Source organism: Amycolatopsis sp. NBC_01286, assembly GCF_035982555.1.
In the GTDB taxonomy this organism is placed as follows: domain Bacteria; phylum Actinomycetota; class Actinomycetes; order Mycobacteriales; family Pseudonocardiaceae; genus Amycolatopsis.
Window position 1 is genome coordinate 9161372 of the sequence record NZ_CP108428.1, and the last position, 15207, is coordinate 9176578.

The 15207-nt window shown below is 71.7% G+C and carries 11 protein-coding genes and 1 pseudogene; 3 read left to right on the plus strand and 9 right to left on the minus strand.

The features are described 5' to 3' along the window. Positions 1-27 precede the first annotated feature (27 nt). From OG570_RS41970 to OG570_RS41990, 6 genes and pseudogenes are all read right to left on the minus strand, one after another. Positions 28-2859, minus strand: a complete 2832-nt coding sequence (locus OG570_RS41970; protein WP_326948363.1) for a helix-turn-helix transcriptional regulator — start codon at positions 2857-2859, stop codon at positions 28-30. 646 nt (positions 2860-3505) lie between these two features. Further along, a complete protein-coding gene (locus OG570_RS41975) occupies positions 3506-4069 on the minus strand; it encodes a YbhB/YbcL family Raf kinase inhibitor-like protein (RefSeq protein WP_326954301.1) in 564 nt (187 codons plus the stop codon). Beyond that, positions 4066-4632, minus strand: coding sequence for an isochorismatase family protein (locus tag OG570_RS48500; RefSeq protein WP_442788352.1), 567 nt, complete (start codon positions 4630-4632; stop codon positions 4066-4068). Before OG570_RS48500 ends, OG570_RS41975 begins: the two co-directional genes overlap by 4 nt. A gap of 33 nt (positions 4633-4665) precedes the next feature. Further along, positions 4666-6318, minus strand: a pseudogene (locus tag OG570_RS41980) (MFS transporter); the annotation flags it as partial. A gap of 27 nt (positions 6319-6345) precedes the next feature. Further along, the gene (locus OG570_RS41985; RefSeq protein ID WP_326954303.1) at positions 6346-6786 is read right to left on the minus strand and encodes a MarR family winged helix-turn-helix transcriptional regulator; all 441 of its coding nucleotides are present in this window, start codon (positions 6784-6786) and stop codon (positions 6346-6348) included. Positions 6787-6866: 80 nt separating this feature from the next. Next, the gene (locus OG570_RS41990) at positions 6867-7406 is read right to left on the minus strand and encodes a helix-turn-helix domain-containing protein (protein WP_326954304.1); all 540 of its coding nucleotides are present in this window, start codon (positions 7404-7406) and stop codon (positions 6867-6869) included. Between the two features lie 77 nt (positions 7407-7483). Between OG570_RS41990 and OG570_RS41995 the strand changes: the two genes are divergently transcribed. From OG570_RS41995 to OG570_RS42005, 3 genes are all read left to right on the plus strand, one after another. Further along, complete coding sequence (locus tag OG570_RS41995; protein WP_326954305.1) at positions 7484-8371, plus strand: alpha/beta hydrolase family protein; 888 nt, start codon at positions 7484-7486, stop codon at positions 8369-8371. A 61-nt stretch (positions 8372-8432) separates the two neighbouring features. Beyond that, on the plus strand, positions 8433-9245 hold the full coding sequence (locus OG570_RS42000; RefSeq protein ID WP_326954306.1) for a CPBP family intramembrane glutamic endopeptidase: 813 nt from the start codon (positions 8433-8435) through the stop codon (positions 9243-9245). A 170-nt stretch (positions 9246-9415) separates the two neighbouring features. Then, positions 9416-12583 (plus strand): family 78 glycoside hydrolase catalytic domain, encoded by a 3168-nt coding sequence (locus OG570_RS42005; protein ID WP_326954307.1) that lies wholly within the window; start codon positions 9416-9418, stop codon positions 12581-12583. Between the two features lie 256 nt (positions 12584-12839). Here the strand turns inward: OG570_RS42005 and OG570_RS42010 are convergent, their stop codons facing one another. The 3 genes from OG570_RS42010 to OG570_RS42020 are packed head-to-tail and all read right to left on the minus strand — an operon-like array spanning position 12840 to position 15107. Continuing rightward, positions 12840-13088, minus strand: a complete 249-nt coding sequence (locus tag OG570_RS42010) for an Atu4866 domain-containing protein (protein WP_326954308.1) — start codon at positions 13086-13088, stop codon at positions 12840-12842. A gap of 54 nt (positions 13089-13142) precedes the next feature. Further along, complete coding sequence (locus OG570_RS42015; RefSeq protein WP_326954309.1) at positions 13143-13928, minus strand: FAS1-like dehydratase domain-containing protein; 786 nt, start codon at positions 13926-13928, stop codon at positions 13143-13145. Between the two features lie 21 nt (positions 13929-13949). Then, positions 13950-15107, minus strand: a complete 1158-nt coding sequence (locus OG570_RS42020; protein WP_326954310.1) for an acyl-CoA dehydrogenase family protein — start codon at positions 15105-15107, stop codon at positions 13950-13952. Positions 15108-15207 lie beyond the last annotated feature (100 nt).

The window sequence follows — 15207 nt, forward strand, 5'->3', positions numbered from 1 at the left end:
TGGTTCGAGCGCTTCCGCCGCGCGAAGTCAGCCCGAAGCAGACCGGTGCCGAGCGGCTTCCCGCGCGATGTCGATACGCGAGTGGACATCGAGCTTGGTCAGGATGTGCGACACATGCGTGCCGACCGTCCGCGGCGACAGGTACAGGCGGGCCGCGATCTGCGGGTTCGACAGGCCTTCCACGACGAGCGCGGCGATCTTGCCTTCCGTCGGGGTCAGGCTGTCCCAGCCGTGGGTGATCTGGCGGTGCTTCACCGTCGGGCCGCGCCGGATGCCGAACGCCCGGAACCGCGCGCGCAGCCTGGCCACGTCCCAGTGCGCGCCCAGCTCGGCGTAGAGGTCGAGGGCGTAGGTGAAAGCGGCCCGCGCCGAGCCGCGGTCGTCGGACCGGGTTTCGGCGAAGGCGATCGCGGCGGCTTCCAGGGCCTTGGCCCGCGAGAGCGGGCGGCCCGCGTCGCGGTAGCCGTCGGCGGCCTGCAGCAGCGTCGCCGCGTCCAGCTCGAGCAGGCCGTGGCAGTACGAGGCCAGCGCGAGGCGGTGCGGCACGGTGGAGCCGGCGGCGATCTTGCGGACCCGGGCGTCGATCTCCACCGCGGTCCGCGTGTCGCCAGTCGCCGCGGCCAGCCGGGCGGCGTCGGCGAGCAGGTCCTCACCCTCGTCTTCGCCGGCCAGCGCGTCGGTGAGCGCGGCGAGCGCCCGCTCGGGCAAGCCGTCGTGCTCGAAGGCGAGGCTGCGGGCCCGGGCCAGGGACTCCACGACCCGGCCGCCGATGCGTTCCGAATACGGCGACGCGACGTCGAGGTGCTTGCGGGCCGCGGGGCCGTCGCCGCGGTGGAAGTGGATGATCGCGGCGACCCCGTGGTCGCAGCACGCCACGCTCGGGTCCTTGAGGTCGTCCGGGACGACGTCCACCTCGGCCAGCGCGTCGTCCCAGCGGCCGGTGCCCAGCAGCAGCTGCCCGAGCGCGCTCTGGGCCTGGGTCAGCCGCACGACGCTGCCGGTGCGGTCGGCCAGTTCGCGGGCGCGCGTGGCGGCGGCGAGCGCATCGGTGTAGCGGTCGAGCGCCCCGAAGGTGACCGACTGGTTGATGCGCAGCAGCAGGCCGAGGTCGGTCAGCGCGGGATCGCCCTGCGCCTTGGCCATCGCGCGCTCGAACAGCGGCAACGCCGCGGTCCACTCGCCGCGCATCATCGCCACCAGGCTCAGCACGTGCAGCGCCCACCCGGTGGCCCAGCGGTCCTCGACCTGGCCGGCCTCCTCCAGCGCCTCGGTGGCCACCCGGCTGGCGGTGACGACCTGGCCGAGGTCGCGGTGCGTGCGCGCGATGAGCACGAGCAACCGGGCCCGGTGCCGGGGTTGCAGGCCCGGCCGGGCCACCGCGTCGTTCAGCGCCGCCAGGGACTCGGCGGAGCGGCCGGTCATCCCGCGGCACTGGGTGACCGTCGTGTGCAGGTCGACGAGCAGGTCGGGGTCGTCGAGGTGTTCCAGGGCGCGGCACGCGATCCGCTCGGCCTGGCCGAAGTTGCCCAGCCGGTAGTGCGCGTCGGCCAGCCGGCAGGTCAGCGCGGCGGTCACGGCGTCGCCGGGCCGCGCGTCCCGCACCGCGCGGCGCAGGAGCGCGACGGCGACCGCGGGCGCCTGGCCGATCAACGGCGCGGCCACCTCCAGCAGCCACTGCACGGCCCAGGCCGGCACCGGCACCCGGCTGTCGGTGGTCGACACCATCGGCAGCAGGTGCAGCGCGACCCGCTCGACCGGCGCGCCCGCCTCGGCCAGGGACCGCGCGGCACCCTGGTGCCAGGCGACCCGGACCGACGTCGGCATCTCGTCGTACAAGGCCTTGCGGATCAACGGGTGCCGGAACGCCAGGTCGTCGCCGGCCGCCACCAGCACCCCGGCGGTCCGGGCCTCGTCGAGGGCGGGCAGCAGGCCGGGAAGCGGGGAGCCCGTCACGGTCACGAGGTCCCCGACCGAGAAGCCGACCCCGAGCAACGCCGCCGCCCGCAGCACGGCCCGCGTCGGCTCCGGCAGGAAGCCCAGCCGGTCCGCGATCGCCTCCGGCAGGGAGTCCGGGGTGTCCCCCTCGGCGAGCTGGGCGACACCCGCGTCGTCGACGTCCAGGCACGAGCCCCTGGTCAGGGCGTCGAGCAGTTCGGTGAGGTACAACGGGTTCCCGGCGGCGTCGTCGGCCAGCCGCTCCAGCTCGGCCCCCGGTCTGCCGCCGGCCAGCGCGGTCACCAGCTCGATCACCGCCGGTTCGGCCAGCCGGCCCAGTCGTAACCGCTCGGCCGGGCCGACGATCCGGTACAGCGAGCGCAGGTCGTCGCGGCGCGGGACCGGGCGCAGCACGCCGATCAGGAGCAGTGGAAGCTGCCGGACCGAGCGGGCGAGCCGGCCCCACACGGCCACCGTCGTGCGGTCGGCCCACTGCAGGTCGTCGACGACCAGCACCACCGGTCCGTCCTGGCAGAGCTCGTCCACCAGCGCGAGCAGCTGCTCGGCGGCCGCGGCGGCGAGGTCGGCGCCCTTGCCCGCGACCGCACTCCCGTGCAACAGCCCGGAGATGGCGCTGCGGCGGGAATCCTTCGCGGACGGCGTGATGTGCAACGCGTCCAGCAGCGGCAGCAGCGGCAGGGCCTGGCCCAGCTCGTCGCCGGCGCCCCAGTAGACCTGGCAGCCCATCCCGGTCGCGGCACCGCCACCGGCGCGCACCAGCGCGGACTTGCCGATGCCCGGTTCGCCGTCCACGAGCACGGCGCGACCACGGCCCGCGACCACCTCACGCACCCAGCCGACCAGCCGGGAGACCTCGTCGTCCCGGCCGATCAGGAGCTCGGCACCCTCCGTGAGCGGTCGCACAGGGGAGATAATAGGAGGGAAACTGTTACCCAACAAGATGTACACTGTGGTTGCCGGAACGTCGGCCGGGGTTGCCGAACCCTCCTCACGGGATAATAACAATTCGGCAATTGATCGGCTTTCCGGTTAAGCTCCATTCCGCCACTTGTCGTTGGGGGGTCATTAACCGCCCGTTGACCACCGGTTGCCCCGGCTCTGCGATGGTCCATCGAGGCCCGAACAGATCAGTCACGTACAATTGACCACCGGAGGAATCGATGCGGGTTCACCGAGCGGTCGCCGTCGGCGCCGCAGTTGCCCTGAACGTTTTGGCCCTGGCCGTCCTGGGTACTTCCCCCACGGCTGCTGCCCGTGACGAGAACGTGACATCGGCCCTCGTGAGCACGGCCGTTCCGGACGAAATGGGGTACAACCGCGTTTCGACCGACGAAATGGGTTACAACTAGGTCTCCCCGACCTCCCCGGCCACAGAATGGGTTACAACTCGGTCACCGCGACCCGACGGCCGCAGCCGGATCAATTCCCGGCTGCGGCCGTTCTGTGTCCGCGGAGCAGTCCGTTCGATGATTTCGATGAATCGCCCCTGACTTCCCGTATCGTTTGCCGCGTCCGCGCCGGGTTGCCGATTAATCCGCGGGCAACGGGCTCAGCGTTCGAAAACGCCGGTCAGCCGTGCGCGGGCGAGAACGGGGCCGGTGATCACGGGCAGCAACGTGCGGGGCCGCGCCCGCTCCGGTGACGGTGAGTCGGGAACCGGCGCGGACAACGCGAAGAGCTGGAAGACGTAGTGGTGCGGCCCGTGCCCCTTGACCGGCGCGGGACCGTGGTAGCCCCGGCCGATGGTGGATCGCAGCACCCGGACCCCGGGACCAGGCTCTTTCGCCGTCAGGGCACCGGTTTCCAGCGGACCGGCCGACGGATCGGCCAGCGCGACGCAGTGCACAGCGGGCTTGCCCAGCGGGACGTCGACGTCTTCGACGACCACGAGGAGCTGGGCGGTGGCGGGCGGCAGCGTCGTCCAGGCCAGCTGGGGAGACCGGTCGGCGCCGCCGACGTGCTTGGCGCACTGCGCCAGCGGCATCGGGCCGCCGTCGTCGAAGTCCCGGCTGGTGAGCGTCAGCTGTTCCGGACCCTGGAGGTTGGGCAGGTTCCAGGCCAGGTGGGCGTCGCCGGCCCGGCGGTTGCGCAGGAGCCGGCCGAGCAGCGTCATCGGGTCGCCTCGACCATGCCGATGACCTCGGCGGTGGTGGCGGTTTCGCCGAGCTTGGGGAAGACGCGTTCGACGCTGTGCCGGTGGGCGACGGCGTCGGGGTCGGTCATGGCGTCCGTGGCGAGGACGACGTGGTAGCCGTGGTCGGCGCCCGAGCGCGCGGTCGACTCGACGCCGGAGCTGGTCGAGATGCCGGCGAGCACGATCTGGGTGACGCCCAGGTCCCGCAGGAGCGTGTCGAGGCCGGTGTCGTGGAACGCGCTGCGCCGCCGTTTGGTGATCAGGTGGTCGGTCGGCCGGACGTCGAGGTCGTCGACGAGGTCGGCCCAGCCGGCCGGCGGCGGGGCGCTGCTCGCGGCCCGGCCGGCGTCGGTGCGGCCCGGCGCGCGGCCGGTGACGTTGACCAGGACCACGGGCAGCTCGTGCCGCCGGAACTCGGCGGCCAGGTAGGCCGCTTGCTTGACGGCCGCGGTGACGGTGGGATCGCGGTGGGCGTCGACGATCCCCTGTTGCAGGTCGATCACGACGAGCGCGGACCTGGGGTCGATGGTGGTCAGTGGCACGGTGGTTTTCTCCTGTGAGGATCGGTTGGTGGCGCCGCGCAGCAGGGACGCGATCGCGGCGAGGAAGGCGAGGGCGGCACCGAAGGCGAACACGATGACCAGCCCCGAGTGGAAGGGCCCGGAGATCAGGTTCGGGAAGAACTCCCGGCCGGTCAGGGTCTGCCGCTGGGCCGCGGTGAGGCCGGCCAGGGTGCCGCTGGGTTCGAGCAGGTGCTGGACCGGGTTGACGCCCAGCTGGGCGGCGAACAGCGACGACACCGGCGGCAGCGCGCCGATCTGGCCGGCGACACCGGCCGAGACACCCTGCTGCTGCAGGCCGGCGGTGAGCGTGTGCGGGAGGTTGCTCGCCAGTCCGGCGATCATCAGCGAGAAGAACACGCCGATGGAGACGGCGGTGCCGGAGTTCTGGAAGGTGGCGCGCATGCCCGAGGCCACGCCGCGCAGGTCCGCGGGCACGCTGCCCATGATCGACGACGAGTTGGGCGAGGCGAACATGCCGCTGGCGATCCCGTTGAGCGCGATCAGCAGCGCGAACACCCCGTAGCCGAAGTCGATCGGCAGGAGCATCAGGCCCAGGAAGCTGGCGCCGAACAGCGCCGCGCCGCCGGTGGCCAGGCCCCGGGAGCCGAACCGGTCGGACAGGTAGCCGGAGATCGGTCCGGCCGCGAGGAAACCGGCCGTCAGCGGCAGCATGAAGATGCCGGCCCACAACGGGGTGCTCTCGTAGTCGTAACCGTGCAGGGGCAGCCAGATCCCCTGCAGCCAGATGATCAGCACGAACTGCAGGCCGCCGCGGCCGATCGAGATGGCCAGGCCCGCCAGGTTGCCGAAGGTGAAGGCGCGCAAGCGGAAGAGGCTCAGCTGGATCATCGGGGCCTTGACACGGTTCTCGATGACGACGAAGGCGGCCAGCAGCACCAGTCCCCCGGCGATCAGGATCTGGACGAGCGGGTTGCTCCAGCCCATGGTGTGGCCGCCGTGGGGCTGCAGCCCCACGGTGATCGCGATCAGGACCGCGCTCAGGCCGACCGCGAAGGTGACGTTGCCCCACCAGTCGATCCGGCCGCCGCCGCGCTTTCCGGTTTCGCGCAGGGTGCGGTAGGCCCACACCGTGAAGAACACGCCGATGGGCACGTTCACCCAGAACACCGCGCGCCAGTCCCAGGCCGCGAGCAGGCCGCCCGCGACCAAGCCGATGAACATCCCGCCGAGGCCCGCCACCTGGTTGATGCCCAGGGCGAAACCGCGCTGCTCCGCCGGGAAGGCGTCGGTCAGGATCGCGGCGGAGTTCGCGGTCAGCATCGACCCGCCGACGGCCTGCAGCACCCGCCAGGCGATCAGCCACAGAGCGCCGTGACCGCCGTCGAAGGGGTCGAAGGACAGCAGGATCGAGGCGAAGGTGAAGACCGCGAAGCCGGCGTTGTAGATCCGGACCCGGCCGTACATGTCGCCCAGGCGCCCGACGGTGACCACGAGGACGGCCTGGACCAGCCGGTACCCCATGATCATCCACAGCAGGTAGGCGATGTTCCCCGGGGCCAACGGATCCAGGTGCACGCCCGTGAAGATCGCGGGCAGGGCGATCAGCACGATGGAACCGTCCAGCGCGGACATGAAGACGGCGGCGGTCGTGTTGGTCAGCGCCGTCCACTTGTACCGGTCGCCGGCCGCGCGCGTCTCGGTCATCGGCTCGCTCCCTCGTGGTTTCGCGTGTCAGAGGTGCTGGGCCAGCCGGTCCAGCAAGGGCGCGGCCGCCGCGAGCCGCGCCAGCTCCGCCGGGGTGAACTCGCCACCGGTCAGGGCCTGCGCGATGAGCTCGGCCCGCGCGTTCCGCTTGTCCCGCAAGGCCTGCCGACCGGCTTCGGTGACGAGCAGCACCGCCCGCCGGCCGTCGTCCGGGTCCGGCCGGCGTTCGACGAGGCCGCGATCCCGCAACGCGCCGAGCGTCGCCCCCATCGCCTGCGCGGTGATCTGCACTTCCCGGGCGAGCGCCGAGGAAGTGGTGGGACCCGAGCGGTCCAGCAGCGCCAGCGCGGTGCGCTCGGGCATCGTGAGGCCACCCTCGGCGGGCACCTGCCGCACCCGTCGCACCAGCACGCTGACACTCGCCAGCAGGACGGCGGCAACCTCGCCGGGATCCGGATCAACGGTCATATACTAAGGCTACCTTATCAACCTGCCTTAGTAAATTCCGGGCGCGCTCACGCCGGCCTCGGCGAGGTGTGCGGCCGGCCTTAGCCGGCGCTTGCCTGGGGTTCGTCCGGGACCACGACCAGGCTGACGACGCGCCGGATGCGGCCCTCGCGGACGTTCTCGAACCGCGAGACGACCGCCTTCTCGATCTCCTCGACCATCACGGCGAACTCTTCCTCCGTCAGCCACACCGCCGCCTGCCGGTAGACGACGCCGTCCGCGTGCGGGTCGGCGTCCGGGTGGGCCAGGTAGCGGTCGAAGTCCCCCAGCAGCGACGCCGCGAACGTCGTGTACGACCGCAGGTGGTCCTCCTTCGACATCGCCGCGCGCGCCTCGGGGTCGACCACCGCCTCCTCCTTGCGCACCCGGTAGCTGCGCTCGATCGTGCCGCGCACCCGCCGCTCCTGGGCCACCTCCAGCACCCCGGCCTCGGCCAGCACCGCGATCTGCCGGTACATCGTGGCCGGCGCCACGTCGGGGATGCGCTCGCGCAGCTGCGCGGTGGTCAGCGGATCGGCGTCGAACAGCGCTTGCAGGATGCGCATCCGGACGGGGTGCAGGAGGAGATCGGCGGTCGCCATGGACCAATGTTCTCACATACGATACTGTTCTCACAGTCGAGAACATTTGCACGATCGAGAATGATGGGGGACGACCCATGCGGGACGTCGACACGACGGTCACCGCGGACGACGGACTGCCGCTGGCCGGCACCCTGACCCTGCCCGCGGGCGCCGGCCCGCACCCGGCCGTCCTGCTGTTGCACGGATCCGGACGGCTGGACCGGGACGCCGGCACGCGCCGGCTCCGCACGGGGTACGGCCCCGCGCTGGCCGAAGCCCTTGCGCGCCAAGGGATCGCCTCACTGCGTTACGACCGGCGCGGCGTCGGCGCCACCCCCGGCGACTGGCTCGCGACCGGGTTCGCCGACAACCGCCGCGACGCGGCCGCCGCCGTGCGCGCCTTGGCCGCCCGGCCGGACGTCCGGGCCGACGCCGTCGGCGTGGTCGGGCACAGCGAAGGCGCCGTCCACGCCATGGCCCTCGGCGCGCATGCCGACGTCGCCGCAGTGGTGCTGCTGGCCGGGTTCGCCCGTCTCGGCGAGGACGCCCTGCGGTGGCAGGCCGGGATGATCGTCCGCGACCTCCCCGCGTTCGTGCGACCCGCGCTGCGGGCCTTCGCCCGGCGACAGCTGGCCCGGATCAAGACCACGGACACCACCCGGGTCGCCGGGATTCCGGTCAACGCCCGGTGGACGCGCGAGCTGCTCGCCCACGACCCGCGCCCGGACCTCGCGGACATCCGGGTGCCCGTGCTGGCGATCACCGGCGGGAAGGACGTCCAGGTCGACGCCGCGGATCTGGCCGAGATCCGCCGGCTGGTGCCCGGCGAGGCCGAGGTCCACCGGATCCCCGACCTCACCCACCTGTTGCGCCGCGACGCCGGCCGCGCGTCGGTGCGGTCCTATCGCCGGCAGTTGCGCCGTCCCGTCGACGCCGACCTGCTCGCCCAGGTGTCCGGCTGGCTCGCAAACCGACTCAAGTAACTCTGACAAACGAATTGTTCCCGGGCTCGATGCTGCCCATTTTCGAACGAAAGGCACAAGCGTGACCACCATTTCCCCGGTTCGACGGAAAAGCGGGCTGACCCTTTTCTGGACCGTCACGTTCACGACGAGCTGGGCGTTCTGGCTCGTCGCGATCCTGCTCGGCGGACCGCCGACCAGCTCCCCCACCGTCGTGCCCTACCTGCTCGGCGGCTTCGGCCCGGTGTTCGGCGCGATCGCCGTCCGGGTGCGGCGCGCCCGCCGCGGCGAACCCGCCCCGGCGCACGCGGTCGGCTCCCGGCCGGGCGTGCGGTGGTTCTGGATACTTCCCTTGCTGGTACTGGCATCCGCGACCGTCGTCGCCGCCGTGCTGCTCGCGGACGTCCTCGGCGGTCCCCCGCTGAGCCTGACGGCGGGACAGCACCTGGTCACGACCGCCGGCGGGCCCGTGGCCTTCGTGATCAGCATGCTGATCGGCGGCCCGCTGGCCGAGGAGCCCGGCTGGCGCGGCACGGCTTATCCGCGCCTGCGCGCGTCGATGACGCGGCTGCAGGCCGGTTTGCTGCTGGGTGTCATCTGGGCCGTGTGGCACCTGCCGTTGTTCTTCATCACCGGCACGATCCAGGCTTCTTTCGGCCTGTTCAGCTTGAGCGGTCTGCTGTTCATTCTCGGTGTCATCCCGATGGGACTGCTGACCGTTTTCGCCTACGAACGCGGCGGTGTTCCGGCGTCGATCGCGGTCCATTTCGGCGTCAACACGACCATCGCGCTGCTGACCGTCAACGCGCCACTGGCGCAGGCGATCGTCCTGGTCGTGCAAGCCGTTGTCGCGCTCGCGTTGCTCGGCCGCGGTCCCCGCCCGGCGCGGGCCTGACGCGGCCGGAGCCGGCCGGCGGTCGCCGCGGAGGCGACCGCCGGCCTCTTGTCACCGGGTCGGAGTTCTGCCTACCATCATCCTCGCCACACGGGTTGAAACGATTCATTTCGTCGGGGATCGACCGCCGCCCTGTCAACGGAGAGAGGAACGCGATGTCTTCGCGCCTGATGACGGCTTCGTTGGCCCTGCTCACCTTCCTGGTCCTGGGGGTGGCGCCCGTCGAGGCGTTTCCCGCGCTCGGCGACGTCCAGGCCGGCGGCCTGCAGGTCGAGCACCAGACCGACCCGCTCGGGGTCGACGTCGCCCGGCCGCGGTTCGGCTGGGCGCTGACCGCGAAGGACACCGCGCGTCAGTCGGCGTACCGGATCGTGGTCTCCACCGAGGCCGGCGGGCCCGCGAACGTGTGGGACAGCGGCGAAGTGCGGTCGTCGCAGTCGTTCGACGTCACCTACGCCGGCCACGCCCTAAAGGCGCGGACCCGCTACTTCTGGCGCGTCCAGGTCTGGGACGCCGCCCGGCACGCTTCGCGGTGGAGTGCATCGGCGTCGTTCGAGACGGCGTTCCTGGCGCCGGGCGAGTTCCAGGGTGACTGGATCGGCGCGCAGACGACCGCGACGCCGCCGTCGCTGACCGGCGCGAGCTGGATCTGGTACCCCGAAGGGAATCCGGCCGACTCGGCACCCGTCGGCACGCGGTACTTCCGGCGTGCGTTCGACCTGCCCGCCGGCGACCGGATCACGTCGGCCCAGCTCGAGCTCACGGCCGACGACAGCTTCACCGTGTCCGTCAACGGACAGCAGGTCGCCGCTTCGCCGCACGTCGGCGACTCCTGGCGGACGGCGACCGTCGTCGACGTCTCGACCGCGCTGCGTCCCGGCCGCAACGTGATCGCGGCCGAGGCGACCAACGCCCAGCCCGGACCGGCCGGCTTCCTCGGCAAGCTCCGGGTCGAAAGCTCGGGCACCCCCTTCGAACTCGTCACCGACACGACCTGGAAGTCCGCAAACACCGCCGCGACCGGCTGGCAGCAACCGGACTTCGACGACGCGGCCTGGCCGCAGGCGCTCGTGGCCGCCGCGTACGGGTCCGGTCCGTGGGGCAGCTCCGTCAGCACTCCTCCCCCGCCGGAACCGTTGCTGCGCAACGAGTTCACCCTGAACAAGCCGATCAGGTCCGCGCGCGTCTACATCGCCGGTCTCGGCTACTACAAGCTCTACCTCAACGGCGCCCGGGTCGGCGACCATGAGCTGGACCCCGGGTTCACCGTTTACGACAAGACCGCGCTGTACACGACCTACGACGTCACCGCGGCCCTGCGCGCGGGCGGCAACGCGGTGGGCGTGAGCCTGGGCCGCGGGTACTACGCGATGACGAACCCCGACGAGTGGGTCGCTTCGCCGTGGCACAGCGAGCCCAAGCTGAAGCTCGAGCTCGACGTCACCTACCAGGACGGCAGCACCAAGCGGGTCACCAGCGACAACACCTGGAAGGTCGCCGACGGGCCGACTCGCACGGAGTCGCTCTGGTTCGGCGAGACCTACGACGCGCGGCTGGAGCGGCCCGGCTGGACCGCCACCGGGTTCGACGCCACCGGCTGGCGGCCCGCACTGCCGGTGACCGGACCCGCCGGGACGCTGCGCGCGGAGGCGTTCCCGCCCATCAAGGTGACCGACGACCTGCCGATCACCGCCGTCACCACGCCGCGTGACGGCGTGCACGTCTACGACGTCGCCGGCCCGACCGCGGGCTGGGCGCGGGTCGGCCTGCGCGGACCCGCCGGCGCCCAGGTGACGATCACCTACGGCGAGAAGCTGAACCCGGACGGCACGGTGGACAACGTCGGCGGGTTCGGCATGCAGCTGCAGTCCTACACGTACATCCTCAAGGGTGACGGCCTGGAGAGTTACCAGCCCAGCTACAGCTACGCGGGCTTCCGCTACGTCCAGGTCGCCGCGCCGGCGGGGGTCACCGTCGCGTCGGTCGACGCCGAGCGCGTCCACACGGCGGTCGCCACCACCGGCGACTTCACCAGCTCCAGCCCGCTGCTCAACCGCTACGACGACGCCGAAGCGAACACGATCCTGAACAACCTGCACTCCGTCCCGACCGACACCCCGATGTACGAGAAGCGGCCCTACACCGCGGACGCGCACCTGTCGGCCGACTCCGCGATCGCCCACTTCGACATGCAGGACTTCTACGAGAACTGGATGCGCGAGCACCGCGACGACCAGAACCCGGACGGGTCGATCGGCCAGACCGTGCCCGCGACGGTCGGCGGCAAGCAGGTCAAGGACCCGGTCTGGTCGGCGAGCTTCGTCCTGATCACGTGGGACCTCTACTGGTACTACGGCGACACCCGCGCCCTCGCCGAGAACTACGACGCGATGAAGGCGTGGCTCGCCTTCTACGAGCAGGACATCGCGAAGACCGGGAACATCTACACCGGCTTCAGCTACGGCGACTGGCTCGCGCCCGGCGCCGCGAACCCGCCCGAGGGCACCCGGCTCTCCGGCACGGCCTACATCGACAAGACGGCCACGACCATGGCCAAGATCGCCCGCGCTTTGGGCCACGAAGCCGACGCCAAGCACTTCGACGCCTTCGCGGGCACGGTCGCGAACGCGCTCAACACGACGTTCCTCGACAAGGCGTCCGGGGCGTACTACGACGACCGCGCGGCCGGCTACCGCCAGACGTCGAACCTGCTGCCGCTGAGCCTCGGCATCGTCCCGGCGCAGAACCGCCCGGCCGTGGTCGCGAACCTCGTCAACGACGTCAAGACGCGCGGCGTCCACCTCAACACCGGGGCGCTGGGCACGAAGATCATCCTCCCGGCGCTCACCGACGCCGGGTACGGCGACCTCGCCTACCAAGTGGCGACGAACCCGACGTACCCCGGCTGGGGCTACTGGTTCACCGGGCTCGGTGCCACCACGATGTGGGAGGAGTGGGCCGCCACCTCGCGCTCGCACGACCACGCCTTCCTCGGCACCGTCGACGACTGGCTCTACCAGCGCGTCGCCGGGATCGAGCCGGCGGCGCCCGGCTACACGGCGGTCAAGATCCAGCCCCACCCGGTCGGCGACCTCACGAACGCGTCCGCCCACGTCGAGTCCCCGCTCGGCCAGGTGAGCTCGGCGTGGACCCGAGACCACGGCCGTTTCACCCTGCGCGCCGGAGTGCCGGTCGGAGCGACGGCCGAGATCTCGGTGCCCGCCCGCGACGCCCGCACCGTCCAGGCACCCCCGGGTGCCCGGTTCGCGGGGGCGCAGAACGGCTACGTCACCTACCGGGTCGGCTCGGGCGACTACGTCTTCCGCTCGACCTTGTGAGGATCGGCCGGGTGACGGGACAGCTGACCCCGTCACCCGCGTGACCCGGCCCGTCACCGACGTGATCCGAGCCCGAACTCGCGTGATCAGAGCCGTGACTCGCGTGATTGAACCCGGAAGTCGCGAGTTCCGGCTTCGATCACGCGAGTTCCGGCCTCAGTCACGTGGGTTACGGCTTCGATCACGTGGGTGACGGGCTTGGTCACGTGGGTTGGAGTCACCGACGACACCGCTGGTCCACTGTGGAGCGTGTGGCTCAGTCGGCTTCGCGGTAGAGGACCAGGTGCTCGTGGTACAGCACACCGTCGCGGATGTCGCCGGTTGCGGTGAAGCCCGTGTCGTCGACGTAGTCGATGTGGTTGCCGGCCACGGTGTAGCTGCCGGTGTAGGCGCTCTTCCTGGTGCCGCGGGCTTCGTCGTATCGGCCGTCCGGCCGCAGTTCCTGGCGGATGTGCCCGTCGGCGGTCACCCACATCCCGGTGACGGGGGCGTGTTCGTTGTCCATGCTTCCAGCGTCGCCGGTCTCCCCTGGCGCAACCAGGCCGTGGTGCTCCCTGGCTCAGCGCAGCGTGCCGGTGGCGGTCTGCCGGCCGTGGTGGTCGCGGGCGGCCGTCGTGACGCCGTCCGCCGCGATGTCGGCGCGGGCGATCAGGCCTTGGTGGTCGAACAGCGGTGAGACGAGCCGGTAGTCGAAGGTCTGGTCGCCGCCTCGGCCCGCCGCGCGGGCGGCTTCCGCCATGGCCAGGGCCTGGAGCGGGCCGTGGGTGAGCAGGCCGGGATAGCCCTCGACGTCGCGGCTGTAGTCGCGGTCGTAGTGGATGCGGTGGGCGTTGTAGGTCAGGGCGGAGAAGCGGAACAGCAGCGTCGGCGTCACGTCGAGCGCCCGGTCGCCGTCGGCGGGCGGGACCACCGGACCGTCTTCGGGCAGGCTCGGTAGGCCGGCTTCGCGGTAGACGACGTCCTGCTGCTCGTCGACCACGACCTGCCCGCGCTGCGAGATCCGGTGCGCGACGACGACGAACGTCAGCGTGCCCGATCGGCCGTGTTTCTCCGTCGTGGACAGGACTTCCGAGTGCCGGGTCGCGGGTTCGCCGCAGCGCAGCGCCCCGGACGTCCGGACCCGGCCGCCCGCCCACATGCGACGTCGTCCCGGGCCTGGCGGGGCGAGGACCCCGCCGCGCAGCGGGTGGCCGTCCGGGCCGAGGTCCGCCTGCGCGGGCCGCTCCAGGAGGTACAACCAGTGCCACAGCAACGGAAGCCCGGCCTCGATGTCCGGCAGCGGCACCCCGAGCAACGCGGCGAGCGCCTCGGCCGGCTCGGGCTGGATCAGCTCCGTGCGGTCCATGTGTCTCCTTCCGCGCGAGGGTCAGGACGGGATCGGGTGCCGCTTGACGAGCTGGCGCGCGATGACGTTCCGCTGGATCTCGTTGGTGCCCTCGCCGACGATCATCAGCGGCGCGTCACGGAAGTACCGTTCGACGTCGAACTCGGTGGAATAGCCGTATCCGCCGTGGATCCGCACCGCGTCGAGGGCGATCTCCATGGCCGTCTCCGACGCGAACAGCTTCGCCATCCCGGCTTCCAGGTCGGCGCGCTCGCCGGAGTCGTACCGGCGGGCGGCGTGGTGCACCAGCTGGCGGGCGGCCTCGAGCTTGGTGGCCATGTTCGCCAGGAGGTTGCCGACGGACTGGTGCTGCCAGATCGGCTTGCCGAAACTCTCGCGCTCCTGGGCGTAGCGCAGGGAATCCTCGAGTGCGGCGCGTCCGACGCCCAGCGCCCGGCAGGCGACCTGGATGCGGCCGATCTCCAGCCCGCGCATCATCTGCGTGAACCCGCGCCCTTCCGTCCCGCCGAGCAGCGCCGTCGCCGGGACGCGGAAGTCGTCGAAGGCCAGTTCGCAGCTCTCGACGCCCTTGTAGCCCAGCTTCGGCAGGTCGCGCGAGACGTGGAAGCCGGGACCGGGCTCGGCGAGCAGGATGCTGATGCCGCTGTGCGCCGGGTCCGCCGCGGGATCGGTCTTGCACAGCAGGGCGATGAGCTGGGAGCGGCGGACGTTCGTGATCCACGTCTTCGCGCCGTTGACGACGTAGGCGTCGCCGTCGCGGCGGGCGGTGGTGCGCAGGGCCTGAAGGTCGGAGCCGCCGCCGGGTTCGGTCAGGGCCATCGTCGCGCGGATCTCGCCGGTCGCCATCTTCGGCAGGTAGGCGTCCCGCTGCTCCGGCGTGCCGTGGTCGAGCAGCAGCTTCGCGACGACGGTGTGCCCGCCCATCGCGCCGGCCAGGCTCATCCAGCCGCGGGCCAGCTCCTCGGTGACGGCGGCGTAGCACCGCGCGGACACGTGCGCCTCGCCCCACGGTCCGGGGATCGCGAGGCCGAAGATGCCCATCGCCTTCATCTGCTCGATGAGCTGCTCCGGGTAGACGTCGCCGTGGTCGAGCTCCCGCGCCACGGGCCGCACTTCGCGGTCGACGAACTCCCCCACCAGGGCGACGATCGCCACTTCCTCTTCGGTGAGCCCGTCCATGACGACTTCCTCTCTGTGGCCGGCCTGCCGGGTAATGGTGGCCCAGCCGGCGGGCGAACGTGCACCAGCCGCCAGTTCCGCGGCGGCGGGATGCTCCCGC